Annotated in this window: 19 protein-coding genes; 5 read left to right on the top strand and 14 right to left on the bottom strand. The window is 51.8% G+C overall.

All coding sequences use genetic code 11. The features are described from left to right. Positions 1 to 9: 9 nt before the first annotated feature. Genes K341_RS0109735 through K341_RS0109675 form a run of 13 tightly spaced genes read right to left on the bottom strand, consistent with a single transcriptional unit; the run spans position 10 to position 6,949 of the window. Positions 10 to 387, bottom strand: a complete 378-nt coding sequence (locus tag K341_RS0109735; protein WP_026762672.1) for a hypothetical protein — start codon at positions 385 to 387, stop codon at positions 10 to 12. After that, positions 387 to 752 (bottom strand): DUF1064 domain-containing protein, encoded by a 366-nt coding sequence (locus tag K341_RS11840; RefSeq protein ID WP_037349619.1) that lies wholly within the window; start codon positions 750 to 752, stop codon positions 387 to 389. The genes K341_RS0109735 and K341_RS11840 overlap by 1 nt, the downstream gene beginning before the upstream one ends. After that, positions 749 to 1,174 (bottom strand): hypothetical protein, encoded by a 426-nt coding sequence (locus K341_RS0109725; protein ID WP_026762671.1) that lies wholly within the window; start codon positions 1,172 to 1,174, stop codon positions 749 to 751. Before K341_RS0109725 ends, K341_RS11840 begins: the two co-directional genes overlap by 4 nt. Next, positions 1,174 to 1,947: an ATP-binding protein gene (locus tag K341_RS0109720; protein ID WP_026762670.1), complete on the bottom strand. Its 774-nt coding sequence runs from the start codon at positions 1,945 to 1,947 to the stop codon at positions 1,174 to 1,176. Before K341_RS0109720 ends, K341_RS0109725 begins: the two co-directional genes overlap by 1 nt. Next, positions 1,904 to 2,932: a DnaD domain protein gene (locus tag K341_RS12120; protein WP_051217808.1), complete on the bottom strand. Its 1,029-nt coding sequence runs from the start codon at positions 2,930 to 2,932 to the stop codon at positions 1,904 to 1,906. The genes K341_RS0109720 and K341_RS12120 overlap by 44 nt, the downstream gene beginning before the upstream one ends. Positions 2,933 to 2,947: 15 nt before the next feature. After that, entirely contained in the window at positions 2,948 to 3,193 is a 246-nt protein-coding gene (locus tag K341_RS0109710; protein ID WP_026762669.1) for a hypothetical protein, read from the bottom strand. Between the two features lie 5 nt (positions 3,194 to 3,198). Further along, positions 3,199 to 3,861, bottom strand: coding sequence for a putative HNHc nuclease (locus tag K341_RS0109705; protein WP_026762668.1), 663 nt, complete (start codon positions 3,859 to 3,861; stop codon positions 3,199 to 3,201). Beyond that, positions 3,861 to 4,247 (bottom strand): single-stranded DNA-binding protein, encoded by a 387-nt coding sequence (locus K341_RS11830; RefSeq protein ID WP_071604423.1) that lies wholly within the window; start codon positions 4,245 to 4,247, stop codon positions 3,861 to 3,863. Before K341_RS11830 ends, K341_RS0109705 begins: the two co-directional genes overlap by 1 nt. After that, positions 4,244 to 5,125 carry a recombinase RecT gene (locus K341_RS0109695; RefSeq protein WP_026762667.1) on the bottom strand — a complete coding sequence of 294 codons (882 nt, stop codon included), beginning with the start codon at positions 5,123 to 5,125 and terminating at the stop codon, positions 4,244 to 4,246. The genes K341_RS11830 and K341_RS0109695 overlap by 4 nt, the downstream gene beginning before the upstream one ends. Before the next feature lie 26 nt (positions 5,126 to 5,151). Next, positions 5,152 to 6,087 (bottom strand): YqaJ viral recombinase family nuclease, encoded by a 936-nt coding sequence (locus tag K341_RS0109690; RefSeq protein ID WP_026762666.1) that lies wholly within the window; start codon positions 6,085 to 6,087, stop codon positions 5,152 to 5,154. 36 nt (positions 6,088 to 6,123) lie between these two features. Next, a complete protein-coding gene (locus K341_RS0109685; RefSeq protein ID WP_026762665.1) occupies positions 6,124 to 6,324 on the bottom strand; it encodes a hypothetical protein in 201 nt (66 codons plus the stop codon). Further along, complete coding sequence (locus tag K341_RS0109680) at positions 6,321 to 6,638, bottom strand: LysM peptidoglycan-binding domain-containing protein (protein WP_026762664.1); 318 nt, start codon at positions 6,636 to 6,638, stop codon at positions 6,321 to 6,323. Before K341_RS0109680 ends, K341_RS0109685 begins: the two co-directional genes overlap by 4 nt. Beyond that, on the bottom strand, positions 6,635 to 6,949 hold the full coding sequence (locus K341_RS0109675; protein ID WP_026762663.1) for an excisionase: 315 nt from the start codon (positions 6,947 to 6,949) through the stop codon (positions 6,635 to 6,637). The genes K341_RS0109680 and K341_RS0109675 overlap by 4 nt, the downstream gene beginning before the upstream one ends. A gap of 72 nt (positions 6,950 to 7,021) precedes the next feature. On the opposite strand from K341_RS0109675, the gene K341_RS0109670 reads away from it, so the two are divergent. After that, complete coding sequence (locus tag K341_RS0109670) at positions 7,022 to 7,381, top strand: DUF2513 domain-containing protein (protein ID WP_026762662.1); 360 nt, start codon at positions 7,022 to 7,024, stop codon at positions 7,379 to 7,381. A gap of 293 nt (positions 7,382 to 7,674) precedes the next feature. On the opposite strand, the gene K341_RS0109665 is transcribed toward K341_RS0109670, so the two are convergent. After that, positions 7,675 to 7,890 (bottom strand): hypothetical protein, encoded by a 216-nt coding sequence (locus K341_RS0109665; protein ID WP_037349617.1) that lies wholly within the window; start codon positions 7,888 to 7,890, stop codon positions 7,675 to 7,677. A gap of 166 nt (positions 7,891 to 8,056) precedes the next feature. Between K341_RS0109665 and K341_RS12840 the strand changes: the two genes are divergently transcribed. The 4 genes from K341_RS12840 (at position 8,057) to K341_RS0109645 (ending at position 11,945) form a co-directional block, all read left to right on the top strand. Further along, entirely contained in the window at positions 8,057 to 8,512 is a 456-nt protein-coding gene (locus tag K341_RS12840; protein ID WP_026762660.1) for a helix-turn-helix domain-containing protein, read from the top strand. A 3-nt stretch (positions 8,513 to 8,515) separates the two neighbouring features. Continuing rightward, positions 8,516 to 8,980, top strand: coding sequence for an ImmA/IrrE family metallo-endopeptidase (locus tag K341_RS11825; protein ID WP_051217806.1), 465 nt, complete (start codon positions 8,516 to 8,518; stop codon positions 8,978 to 8,980). Positions 8,981 to 9,074: 94 nt separating this feature from the next. After that, positions 9,075 to 10,688: a GIY-YIG nuclease family protein gene (locus tag K341_RS12835; RefSeq protein WP_211221218.1), complete on the top strand. Its 1,614-nt coding sequence runs from the start codon at positions 9,075 to 9,077 to the stop codon at positions 10,686 to 10,688. Positions 10,689 to 10,838: 150 nt separating this feature from the next. Further along, positions 10,839 to 11,945, top strand: coding sequence for a tyrosine-type recombinase/integrase (locus K341_RS0109645; RefSeq protein WP_026762658.1), 1,107 nt, complete (start codon positions 10,839 to 10,841; stop codon positions 11,943 to 11,945). The last annotated feature ends 164 nt before the right edge of the window (positions 11,946 to 12,109 follow it).

Here is a 12,109-nt window from a genome sequence, read left to right as displayed (position 1 = left end):
TCCGGCGCGTCACCGAACCTCCTCACCCGTGGGCATCTGATAATGCTGCACATTGATAACACGCTCAAAATTCGGCATATGTCCGTATTTCTTTGCCCATTTTACAAACGCCGCTGTCAGCATATCGGACAGGTCTTTTTCCTCCTCCTGTGTGACGTCTGTCATCCATTCATCTGCGACCTCGTCACACTCGTTTACAGCGTCCTCTTGCAGACACTCAATAACCCATCCACCGCAAATATGCGACACATACGGGACGACCTCGCCAACGTATACATCCTTGTAGTCCGGATCATATTCGTGCGCATATTTCAACGCCTCCTCCGCGGATACAAACTCGCCCATAAAAGGATCTGCCTCGTCAAAGCTCCACGCATATTTTTTCATCATCGCACCTCCCGAAACATCAACCCCGTCCCCCGCATCTTGTGCAGGAACAGCTTCTTCCGCAGTATGTAGTCACGCGTCTTCATGCCCTTTACTTCGACGACCTCAGTATGCCCGTCCGCGTACCGCACGAGGAAATCGGGCGTGTAAGTAATCGGGAGCTGCTTGTACCCTGCGTTGTCCACGAACCCCTCAAGGAGCTCAAAGGACGGTTGCAGCGTGATTGATACCACCTCGCCCCGACGCTTGAGGTCAAGCAGCTCGAGGTAATATTCTGCCTCGCGCTTGCTGTCAAACGTGCGCCCGTATACCGTCGTTTTCTTCGCACCGTACTTGTTCGGCTTGCGTCGCGTGTGCAGGATCATATCGTTCTCCTCTCTGTATTGCGGTCAACGATGGCGTTGACAATCTTTTCGATCCGCTCATATGCCGCCCCGACGCTCTCTCCGATCCTCTCAAGTTCGCGAATTTCGATGGCGTTTACCCGCCCGCTGTAATCGAGGGAGACACACCGCGTAAACTCTTTGATTTTTAGTCCCGCACGCAAGACGTAGTTGACACGCATCAAAAGCTCCGCGTTCTGCCGGCGCAATTTCTCCTGCCGTTTTTGTATCACGCGCCGCTGTTCTTCCTCCTTGCGCGCGTTCCATAGCTGCGTCTGCTTTCTATGCCGCGCAAGTTCTTTTTCGCTCATCATTCGAACGGTGCGAAATCCGTCCCTGTCAACGTTTCCGATTGCCGCCCGTGCCGTCGGGTCGCTTTTCTTGCAAGGTGTGTATTCGTCCATCATCCTACCTCCTTCATCCGCCAGTCGAGGCTTTCCATCCGTATCGGCTCGCACATCCCGCAAATACGGCTCACGATGCGCTCGCCCATAATGTCTTTCTCCCGTTTCTTCGGGTCTATCTCCGATAGGTGTTTGCTCAGTTGCTCGGGCGCAAAATTCGACGTGACAATCGTCGGCAACTCCTCGTTGTAGCGATGGTTGAATATCCCGAAAAGCTGTTCTCCAACCCATGAGGACATGCGCTCCGTCCCGAGGTCATCGAGCACCAACATTGGCGCCGTTCGTATCGCTTGCGTTACCTCCTGCGTCGTCCCTTTTCCGAACGTTGCCTTGATGTCGGCGAGGAGGTCAATCGCACTGGCAAAGAGGACGTTCTTGCCGCTCTTTGCCCGCTCATTCGCGATGATAGCCGCGAGCATCGTCTTTCCTGCGCCCCGTCCGCCATGCAGGAGCAGCCCGCCGCTCTCTGCCGTCACCATCCACCGCGCAGCCCTTACCGCCTCTTTGTTGCGCTGTGTGACGCGGTAATCGGCAAAGCCAAGATTGCGGTACCGCTTCGGCACATGTGCCGCTTGGAAGAGGCGGTCGAGCCGCACCTTCTCACGGCGCCTCCGCTCCACATCGCAGACGGTATAGCTCACACCATAGCGGCCGTAATCATCCGTGACGACAGGGATCATCCCCTGCGCGGAGCCGGTCTTGTAGCACGTCCCCGCACAGCCGGCACACCTATCCCGCTCGTCCTCGATCTGGATGATCTCCTCCCGGTGCATCTCGATCACCTCCTGCGGGAGGTTGTATGTCCCACGGACGCGGGGAGTTTCGTTTTCGCTCCTCCCACTCTCTGAGCTGCTGTATCCACGGAGTTTCATCTGCGGAGACATCCGCGCTATGATCTCTTTCGCCTGCTCCATCTGCCACCGCTCCTTTCGTTTTTCGCTGTGTCTTAAATCCGTCTCTTTGCCACCGTTCGAGGATTGCCGAGATGTAGCGGAGATTGCGACCGCCACACTCTACCGCCTCCGCGATTGCGGCGATGACCCATTTTGCCCCGTAGGTGTCGTAGAGGTCAGCGAGTTTATCCGCCTCTATCGCCCCCGTAACGGGATGGATGTTGTCCGAGAAGGTACGCATCACTTCTCCTAGGTCATCATCCGGCTTATCCCTAGAATGCGGCGGCTGCGGCTCGTCCTCACGCGCGCACGCACGCGGTATATACTGCTGCTGCTGTTTATTATTATTTGTTTTAGTTTTTGTTTTTGTTTTAGGGGGCTCGGAATCCATTGAGGCTGTAGGCTCTGCGGCGTCCTTTTGGGGGAATTTTTCCCCTATAACCTCCCCTAAAACCTCCCCTAAAGATTCCCCTAAAACTTCTTTTTGAGGGAATTTTTCCCCTAAAACATTGTCTTTATAGGGGAATTTTTCCCCTATAACCTCCCCTAAAGATTCATCCGAGTTTCCATTATAGGGGAGTTTCTCCCCTAAACGGATGATGTGATACTGCGTTGGGATGCGTCGATCACCAAGCTGAACAGAGATGAATCCCTTCTCGATAAGCTCCTGCCGTGCCTTTTGAATCGTCTTGCTCGTGAGCCCCGTGACCGTCTCTAAAAACGCATTGCTCGCCTCGAACCACTCTGCCCAGCGGCGTTTGTTGTTGAGACCAAATAGCTGTAGATAGAGAGCATAAGAGGACGCACTTAAAGACACCGCCGCAGAGCGGTCAATAAATGCGCTCATCTGCCGTATGTAGTCCATGCGCGTCCCCTCTCCTTATGCTTCCTCTGCCGCCTCATCCGGACGCAAGTCGTCCTCAGGATCACAATATCGCCCTTTGATGTCCTGTTCAGCCCACCATTCACGACTTCGGTCTTCATACTCCACGAGATACCCGATATATGCCTCGAAATCGTTAGTTTCGCATTCCTCAACCGCAACAACAGTGCCGCAGACACCTTCAAGGTCGTTGTATTGTACCTCGTCACCGACTTTATATTTTGGATTAAACTCAAAATCCATCTTTGCTACTCCTTCCTCAGCTTGTAGACTGTCGCGATCCGCTCATCCACCCGTACAGGCTCTAGGATGTACCGCCGAAAGAACGTCTCATGCCCTATGCGGTGAATCTCCGTGTGATGCGTCCTGCACAGTGGCAGAACCTTCATGCCTATATGGCAGATTTCCTTTCTGTTCCTGCCCATCCCGACCACGCTCCCCGCGCAGTGATGCAGCTCCGCTTTCCTGCCGCACACCGCGCACCGCTTGTTAAGGGCGCATGCCCACACATACCGCCCGATGTCCTCTGCGAGCTTGTAGAGAGGCTCGCCACACGGAATGTCGTGCAGGAGGCAAAAGTCGATGAGGAACGTGATATAGAGGCGTGCAACCTCCATCGAGCAGTCCGAGAGTGAGAACATCTCCTCCAGTGTCGCGGGCTCGCTCTCCTGAAAGATCCATTTCGTGAGCTCCTTTGCCGTTTCCATCGGCGTTCCACCCATCCATAGGGAGATGTCCCTGATGAGTGCGTATGCCTTGCGCCGCTGTTCGGGACTGATCCTGCGCGGGTCGCACAGCTCGATATTAACTCCCCGCCTGTATTTGCCCTTGAGAGCCTCCTTGTCGGCAGCAGGGAGGAGGATGAGAAAGCCCTCCTCTACCTCCTGCACAACCTTACCCGGGACGATCATCAGAACGGGATCATTTCATCAGAGACGGGCGTTCCGCCGTATCCCTGCGAGGTGTTATCCCCCGTGCCTTTATCCCCGAGGAACTCGACATTTTCGGCGATAACTTCCGTCGCGTAGCGCTTCGAGCCGTCCTTCACCTCGTAGCTGCGCACCTGTATGCGCCCCTCCACCGCCGTCCTGCGTCCCTTTGTCAGATAGTTGCCGCATATCTCGGCGAGCTTGTCCCATGCAACGACGGGGATGAAATCTGCTGTTTGCTGTGCGTCCGCATCTTTACGGACGCGGCGGTCAACCGCGAGCGTAAATGATGTGACCGCCTTGCCGCTCTGTGTGTAGCGAACCTCCGGATCGCGGGCGAGACGCCCGATCAATACGACTTTGTTCATGCCTGCTCCTCCGCCTCGAGTTCGAGGACTTCGCCCGTTGCCGCATCAACGGTACGACCTTTTTCCTCGATGACTTCAGGGGCATCCTTCTCGACGACCTCGGCATCGATATAATCCGTCTCGTCCGCCTGTTCCGCCATATCTGCCGCAATGGTCGTCTTAATCGTCTCATCCGTGCTGATGCTGCGAGCGAACTCAGTTTTAATCGGGGCGTATTTCAGACATCTTTTCAGGACGGTCTTTTTTGCCATCTCGTCAAAATTCGACTTCCACGGGCTGAACGAAGACCCGTAGGGTTTACTGTACTTCCTTGCGTGTTCCTGAACGTCGTCAACGCTCATGACATTGAATCCATAGCCGCCGTCCTTCGTGTGGAAAATGGCGTAGTACATGATAACTGCGCCGCGATTCTTCATTGCTGGGATATGTTTCAATTTCGGCTCAAGCCCGAGTTCGTACTCAAAGGTGTCATTCTCGTGTACTTCGTGCGCCTGAATGTCCTTGACCTCGCCGCTCCGATAGGCAAGGTCGATCAGCCCCTTATAGCCGAGTTGGAAACTGCACTCAAGCGTGCCCTTGTTCTTGTATGGGATGAGATACGCCTGCCCGAGCGGCGTATTCGGCTCGACGCCGAGCTGTGCCGCCTGCATCATCGCGCCGAGAAAGCTGTTCGGCGTGCACAGCTGGAGATCCTTATTCGTGCTCATCGCCGTGAGTACCATGCGCGTGAAACGCTCGGGCGTGATGACGGAGGGCAGGGCTTTTGCGATCTGCCCCTCCATCGAGATGATGAGGTCTTTCATCGAGCGCTGCGTCTTGACCGCCGCGCTCTTTTCCGTCTGTGCCTTTTGGATTGCTCCGCCGTTGACATTTGCCATGATGTATGTCCTCCTTTGCTCCTCTGTTAAGCGATCCGCAAAACGCGTGTCGGTGCGCCCTGCTTCTTGTACTTGTTATAGACTTCAGGCTCTTCCGCCTTGAGGCGCTTGGCATCGATCCCTTCTCGCCCTGCCTGCGGCTTCCAGGTGACTTTGTAATCCCCCGCATAGCCGATCTCGCTGTCTCCGAGCATGGCGCGGAGCTCGTTCTTATGGCGGTTGAGTTTTTCCTCCGTGCTATCCTTGACCTCCTCGAGCTCCTTGATGATCTTGATGACGTCAGCCGCTTTCTCCGGCAGCGTGAGCGGCTCGGTGCTCCCGCCGCGAAATTCGTTTTGCAGGGCTTTTCGGCAGTCGTCGCTCCCGTCCACATCCGGCATGATGCCGTTTTGTACCTTGTCCCAAAATGCAATCTCCGCCTGCAGGAGCAATTCAATCTCTGCGTCGCTTCTGGGGATCTCCTTCCACACAAACCGGTTACCGCCAATAAGCACGGCGATGTACCATTTCGCGCAGCCCGTCACCATCATGTAGTGCTGGCATTGCACATAGTAGGCGTCCGGGATTTCGTCGTCTTCCCACTCTTTGGCGGCAAATCCGTTACAGGTCTTGCACTCAAGCCCTGCGTCCTCGCCGACCACCATGCGATCAACGGAGGCAAGGATGAAGGGATGGTCATCGTGCTGCAAGAGTCCGCGACGCTGAACTTTCTTGCCCGTGACCTCGCAGAAGCGATCTGCGACCGCCTGTTCAAGGACTTTGCCCCAGTAGACGTACTCGTTGTTGCTGAGGTCTTCGGGCTCCGTCTTGCCGGTCTTTTCAAGCCACAGCTGATACGGAGACTTCCACCGATTCAGCCCAACAACGACGGCGGCGTCACTTCCGCCAATCCCTGCGTTTCTCGCGTTCAACCATTTCGTTTCATCCTGCATCTCTGCAACTGTCATAATCAGTTTTGCCATTACGTCCTCCTTGTGATATAATGACCTCGTCTAGATTTATTCTCTTGCGCTCGTATCGGTGCCAGCCGGTGCGGGCGCTTTTTCTTTTGCGTTAAGTTCGCGTGCGCGTTTGAGCGCCTCTCCCTGTGTTCCGTAGATCGAAATGTCTGTTTCGCGCATCCCGTCTACCATGCGGCACGCGCGCCACATCGGCAGGATGCCGCCGACGCGTTCGGAGCAGGGTGCCCATTGCGTCATTCTTTTCCCTCCTCGCCCTTCACCCAGTAGGTCAGGGTAATTTTGTCCCCGGGGTAAATTTCCCCCTTCCGTTCAAGGAGCCACGGGTTCAGCTCCTCGATGCCGGATTTGTATTCGAGGATGTAGCGGCGCGTGCCGGTATTTTTGGCAAGGTACTCTTCTGCGATACCCCAGATGGTATCTCCGGGGCGTACGGTATATACCTCCTCGACAAGGACGGCGTTCTTGTCGTCGTCCCAAGGGTTACACGCCCCTGCGCAGAGGATCGCTAGTCCCGCGATCACACATCCTGCAATCACTTTCTTGCCGCTCATGCGACTGCCTCCCTTCTCTTGCGCGGACGACCGCGCCCGTGTGCCTCGCTCATCTGCTTCGCATTCTCCACAATCGCCGCTGCTTTGGTTAGGTCGCGGTGCGATACCGCTACATCATCAAGCCACTGCAGCAGCGCTCGACGTGATACCTTGATCGTCTTTCCCACCCAGAAGGCAGGAAAGTCGCCCATGCCATGCCGTGCGGCGTGTGCAAGGGCGCGTATCTGTGCGACACCAATGCCCATATATGCGGCAGTCTCTTCGAGGTTGAGCACCGCCTTTTCCCAGATCGGGATCAGGTCTTTCTCCATCCCCTCACCTCCTCTCGCGGTTGTTGCCCTCCTCTCAGCGTGGTATAATCAATGCGGAAAGGAGGTGATGATATGAAACGTGATCTTGACTTACTGCGTAATATGCTGCTTCGCATTGAAGAGGCAGAGTCAGAAATTGAAAACAGTGATTTCGATGATCTTTCGGATAATCCGCAAATCATCGGTTTCCATATACAACTGCTGATTGACGCGGACTTCATTTCCGCTATCGACGCTTCTTGTATTGGCAGCCCGGATTATTTTGTCATTCACCGATTGACCTTCAGCGGATGTGAATACCTGGATTCCGTCCGCAGCAATGACGTATGGGGACAGGCAAAGAAGAAGCTTGCCGGCATCGGGGGAAGTGCCTCTCTTGATGTCGTCACGACTCTCTGCTCAGCGCTCGCAAAAGCGCAGTTAGGCATTTAGCCTCAGAAGCCTGTATATCTGCGGTGTTGTCGTACAGGCTACATAGTGCGCGCGCCTCGGTCACAATCACCTCGTCGATCTTCCCGAAAAGCTCTGCGTATTGCACGCGGAGCTTTTCGCGCTGTAGCGGTATTAGTGGGATTTTCAGTTCATCCGCAAATTTAACCCTCGTCTGAATCAAAAGACCAAGCCGATGTTGTGAGAACTCACTTTCCCTCAAAAGTTTCTTCATATCTTCCACCCTGTCACCCCCTTTCATGCTGACAACGCGCGGCGCTTGGTTTTTCTTGCGTTTATGCAAGTTTTTCGGCAAAAAAAATCCTATCGGCTTCATCCGTGGTGAGTCTCAGAATCATGCGTAGCAGTTGTACTTCCCCGCGCGTGAAGTCGCTTTCACCGTTGATTTTTCTATACAGCGTGGTGGCGTTTATACCTAGCTTATTGGCGATAGTCTCCATTGACGCATTGGCGCGTCCCGCATGAAATTTGAACAAGTTTTTATCAAACAACGCCTATCTTCCTCCTTTCTTGCGTCTACGCAAGTACAATATAGCACATTGGATACTCTTAGTCAATGCGTCTGCGCAAGTTTTTTAGCATTTTCGGTAAAGATATTGCGAAAATGCAAGAAACAGAGTATAATGAATTAAGTTTTCACAACAAGGCGGTGATGTCATGGAGATAAGAGATTTAATCCGGCAAAAGCGAATAGCCCTCGGTATGACCATGAAAGAGGTCGCGGATAAAGTCGGTGTGAGTGAAGGGACAATCTCGCGGTGGGAGAGCGGTGAAATTGCCAACATGAAACGTGGAGCGATTGCATCGCTCGCTAAAGTCTTGCAGCTATCCCCCAATAGCATTATGGGTTGGGACGACGATGAACAGGAATCCGCCGCCCCCGCATCAGACAATCTGCCCGACCTCACTCCAAAAGATGAGCGCGAGATCACCCGCATGATGGACGATATGAAGGAAAAGCTCATGCAGGAGGAGGGGCTGATGTTTGACGGACACCCCGCAAGCCCCGAGAGCATCCAGTCCATCCTTGACGCGATGCAGATCGGGATGGAGATGGCGAAGAAGCGCAACAAGGCAAAGTACACGCCGAAGAAATACCGTCACGAGGATTGAGCAATGAATGCAAGGGAATGTGCAATCAAACTCATGAGGCGGTGTAACTCCAACGATCCTTTTACGATTGCCCGGGCACTTGATATCGTACTGATCTATTGCCACCTCGTCGATCTCAACGGGTTCTACCAGTATCATAAGCGCAATCATATCATCTATCTTTCAGAGGACTTGGATGAGATTACACAACGCTTCGTACTTGCTCACGAGCTGGGGCATATGCAGATGCACCGAGACTTAAACACGGTTTTCATGGACACAAAGACATTCAACCCGCACAGCCGATTTGAACGGCAGGCAAATACATTCGCTGCTGAGCTACTACTGCCGGATGAACTCCTTCTCGAATCCCCCGAATGCTCTATCTATCAGCTCGCGCAGTCGTATGGCTTGCCCGTGGAATATGCTGAGTTAAAGTTGCAAGGGATGCAAAGGCGAAATGTCCATCGACAGATGAATTTGTGGTAAGGACGAGGTGCGAAAGCGAATAACTTTTAACCTTTTTGGATGGAGTATCGTGTAAGGAATAGAGAGAGAATGAATTTAGGGGAAGTGACCATTGATGGACGAACACTATAAGTACACAGAGCCATGGTACATCAGTGATTGGATTCTTATTGTTTGCGGGATAGCTATTTTTGCAACTCCAATAACCCCAATGGCCGGGATCACGCTTTTAATACTGGTCTTCTTAAAGGTTAGGCATGCGAAACGATATAGCGTGCGAGCCCAGGCCGGTATACAAAAAGAACGTGAAACAATACTAAAAGAAGCCAATAACACCGTTGATGAGCTCATTAAGGAGGCTGAGGTAAAACTCGCCGTCATAAATGAGAAGGCGGCTGATAAGCAGGCTATTATTGATCAGGCAAGGGAAGATGCTTTGTCTGAGGCTATTTCTCGTATCAAAGATAAACAAACTGAGCTAGACCGAATAAATGCAGAGATCGAAAAGAAGGATTTTTATATCGCAGAAATTTCCCGCACAAAAGAAGAACTCGAATCTCTTGAAAAGAAACTTGTCTCCCGTGAGGAAAAAATAGATCGTTTGGTGACAATCCAAAATGCTGTCAATCATACTCTGAAAACCTATTTCAAGGGATCGACAGAACCGTATGACCGATATCTCACTTTACCCGTAGAACTCATGAGGGATATCGATGAGTTGGTTCCTGTCGTAACACTAAAGCTCCATAGCATGGATTACAAAGATCTCCGCCGAGCTTTCCGGGCAAATGAGAAACTCATTGACAGTACATTGGAGCGCTACGAAGGGCGTTATAGCACAAAAACAAATCAAGCGATCTATCAACTCATGGTTATTGCACTCCGAGCAGAATTACAAAATATCCTATATACGCTTACGTATTCCAAGTTGAGCGACGGAATTGAAGCCGTAAAAACGATGACAAATAGGTACATCAATATCGCGCAAAGCGGAAACCAAACGATAGCTGCTACACTGGCGAAATTTATAGGCGAACTGGAATACCTCTTTATAGATGCCGTAAAAATAGAATACGAGTATTATGTGAAGCGCGAAGCCGCAAGGCAGGAGCAACAGGAGCTACGCGCACAGATGAGAGAGGAAGCCGAGGAGCGCCGCCGTTTAAAAGAGCAACAGGAGCAGATGAAAAAAGAGGAACTCAAATATACTGCTGAAATCGAAAATATCCGGCAACAGATGGTAGACGCCGAGGATGATGAAAAAACAAGGTTACTACAAGAGCGAATCAAAGAACTCGAAGGTCAGCTACATAACCTTGAAGAAAAACAGGAAGAAATAACGCGTCTGCAAAACGGCAAAGCCGGCTATGTCTACGTTATCAGCAATCTTGGGTCGTTCGGAGACGATGTGTTCAAGGTCGGCATGACGCGGCGGCTAAATCCACAAGAACGCGTAGACGAACTCGGAGATGCTAGTGTCCCCTTCAAATTTGACGTACACAGCTTCATTTTCTCCGAAGATGCCGTGAAGCTAGAATCTGATCTGCATGTGGCGCTCGAACAAAACCGTGTGAACAAAGTAAATGCGCGAAAAGAGTTTTTCAAAGTGTCTATTGATGAACTTGAAGGATTGGTCGATAAATATGACCCGTCCGCAGAGTTCAACAGGACTATGCAAGCGGAACAGTATCGCCAGTCTCTTTCTCTGGTGGAGGAAGAAATAGCTTAGTTTTTATATCTCCCCACGCCGAGATACAAAGATCCGCGATTTTTACTATTTCAAAGCATACCTTACATTTTCGGCATCAATATCTGAAAGTATAGTTTAAATCTTTGACGCCATCTCCCGCAATCCCTTGATACACGAGGAGGCTACCCAATGCCAACAAAAAGAAAAGACGGGCGCTACCAGTCGAGCGTCACCGTCGAAAATCCAATCACAGGGGAAAAGGTTAAGCGATACATCTACGCATACAATCTGCGCGACCTCGAAATGGAGCGTCGCCGCGTTCTTGCGGCGAACGTCTCCGACTTTTTGGCGGTCGAAACATTTCACAATTTCGCCGAAGAATTTCTCGCCGCGAAGCGTGACGTCGATAAACTGGAAAGATCGACCATATCGACCTATCGCAAGTTCCTTGATAATCACATTCTCCCCTCCATCCCGGCAGAAATGAAGATCGCGGATGTAAAGCCTGTGCTAATCAAGAAGCTACTCGCAAAAATCAAAGGTGACGGAAGCCGCCGCACCGTATATATCCTGCTGTACTCAATTTTCAAGGCGGCAAAATTCGAGCAGCTCATTGCCATAAATCCCATGGATTTCGTTCGCAAACACAAAAACGCTCCTGTACGCGCCGGTATCGTCACCCCCGAAATATATCATGCCCTACTATCAAAAATCGAAGGGACGCAGCTTGAATATCTATACAAGTTCGCCTGGGACACAGGCTTGCGACGCGGCGAAATCGTCGCCCTGCGTTGGTCTGATTTAGACTGGGAGCGAATGGTGGTACACGTTACAAAATCGCGTAAGTATGCAGGCGGAGAATATGAGGGCGCGCCGAAAACGGCAAGCAGCATCCGGAACGTGACGCTGACGAACGTAGCGCTGAAAAACCTCCTGGAGTGGAAAAAGGTTCTCGCAAAGAGCCTTTTCGCCAGAGGTATCCGAATCTCGGATCATGACTACGTGTTCCGTTCTTTGCGCGATATAACACAACCCATGACGCTGGGATCGCTTTCTCACTCATTCTTCAGCCTAAAGCGAAAGCTGGAACTCCCTGAGAATTTGCGGTTTCACTCGTTCCGGCACACCCATGCGACGCTTCTCGCCGAACAGGAGGTCAGTGCAAAGAAGATACAGGTTCGCCTCGGTCATTCCTCCGCCGCGTTTACAATGGATCACTACATCCACAATACCGATCACATGCAGGACGGCATAACAAATAAAATTGATCATATCGGTGAGAAATACGGCAGATAAGACGCCCCGGGCTGTCAAATAAGCTGTCAAAAAAGAAAATCCAGTAAAACGCAGATGCAGGGATACCCCGCTAGACCGCTGTTTTGCTGGATTTTTTTGATGTTGAATGTCTTTATGTTTTTCGTGTTGTGTTATTATTCAATTATAACGCATTACATTCGCAT

Source organism: Centipeda artemidis DSM 19719, assembly GCF_000426665.1.
GTDB classification, from domain to species: domain Bacteria; phylum Bacillota; class Negativicutes; order Selenomonadales; family Selenomonadaceae; genus Centipeda; species Centipeda artemidis.
This window is presented reverse-complemented; position numbering and strand designations above follow the sequence as displayed.

Coding starts and splice junctions, on each gene's coding strand:
- K341_RS0109735 (WP_026762672.1), bottom strand. CDS start 387: ATGAAAAAATATGCGTGGAGCTTTGACGAGGCAGATCCTTTTATGGGC.
- K341_RS11840 (WP_037349619.1), bottom strand. CDS start 752: ATGATCCTGCACACGCGACGCAAGCCGAACAAGTACGGTGCGAAGAAA.
- K341_RS0109725 (WP_026762671.1), bottom strand. CDS start 1,174: ATGGACGAATACACACCTTGCAAGAAAAGCGACCCGACGGCACGGGCG.
- K341_RS0109720 (WP_026762670.1), bottom strand. CDS start 1,947: ATGCACCGGGAGGAGATCATCCAGATCGAGGACGAGCGGGATAGGTGT.
- K341_RS12120 (WP_051217808.1), bottom strand. CDS start 2,932: ATGGACTACATACGGCAGATGAGCGCATTTATTGACCGCTCTGCGGCG.
- K341_RS0109710 (WP_026762669.1), bottom strand. CDS start 3,193: ATGGATTTTGAGTTTAATCCAAAATATAAAGTCGGTGACGAGGTACAA.
- K341_RS0109705 (WP_026762668.1), bottom strand. CDS start 3,861: ATGATCGTCCCGGGTAAGGTTGTGCAGGAGGTAGAGGAGGGCTTTCTC.
- K341_RS11830 (WP_071604423.1), bottom strand. CDS start 4,247: ATGAACAAAGTCGTATTGATCGGGCGTCTCGCCCGCGATCCGGAGGTT.
- K341_RS0109695 (WP_026762667.1), bottom strand. CDS start 5,125: ATGGCAAATGTCAACGGCGGAGCAATCCAAAAGGCACAGACGGAAAAG.
- K341_RS0109690 (WP_026762666.1), bottom strand. CDS start 6,087: ATGGCAAAACTGATTATGACAGTTGCAGAGATGCAGGATGAAACGAAA.
- K341_RS0109685 (WP_026762665.1), bottom strand. CDS start 6,324: ATGACGCAATGGGCACCCTGCTCCGAACGCGTCGGCGGCATCCTGCCG.
- K341_RS0109680 (WP_026762664.1), bottom strand. CDS start 6,638: ATGAGCGGCAAGAAAGTGATTGCAGGATGTGTGATCGCGGGACTAGCG.
- K341_RS0109675 (WP_026762663.1), bottom strand. CDS start 6,949: ATGGAGAAAGACCTGATCCCGATCTGGGAAAAGGCGGTGCTCAACCTC.
- K341_RS0109670 (WP_026762662.1), top strand. CDS start 7,022: ATGAAACGTGATCTTGACTTACTGCGTAATATGCTGCTTCGCATTGAA.
- K341_RS12840 (WP_026762660.1), top strand. CDS start 8,057: ATGGAGATAAGAGATTTAATCCGGCAAAAGCGAATAGCCCTCGGTATG.
- K341_RS11825 (WP_051217806.1), top strand. CDS start 8,516: ATGAATGCAAGGGAATGTGCAATCAAACTCATGAGGCGGTGTAACTCC.
- K341_RS12835 (WP_211221218.1), top strand. CDS start 9,075: ATGGACGAACACTATAAGTACACAGAGCCATGGTACATCAGTGATTGG.
- K341_RS0109645 (WP_026762658.1), top strand. CDS start 10,839: ATGCCAACAAAAAGAAAAGACGGGCGCTACCAGTCGAGCGTCACCGTC.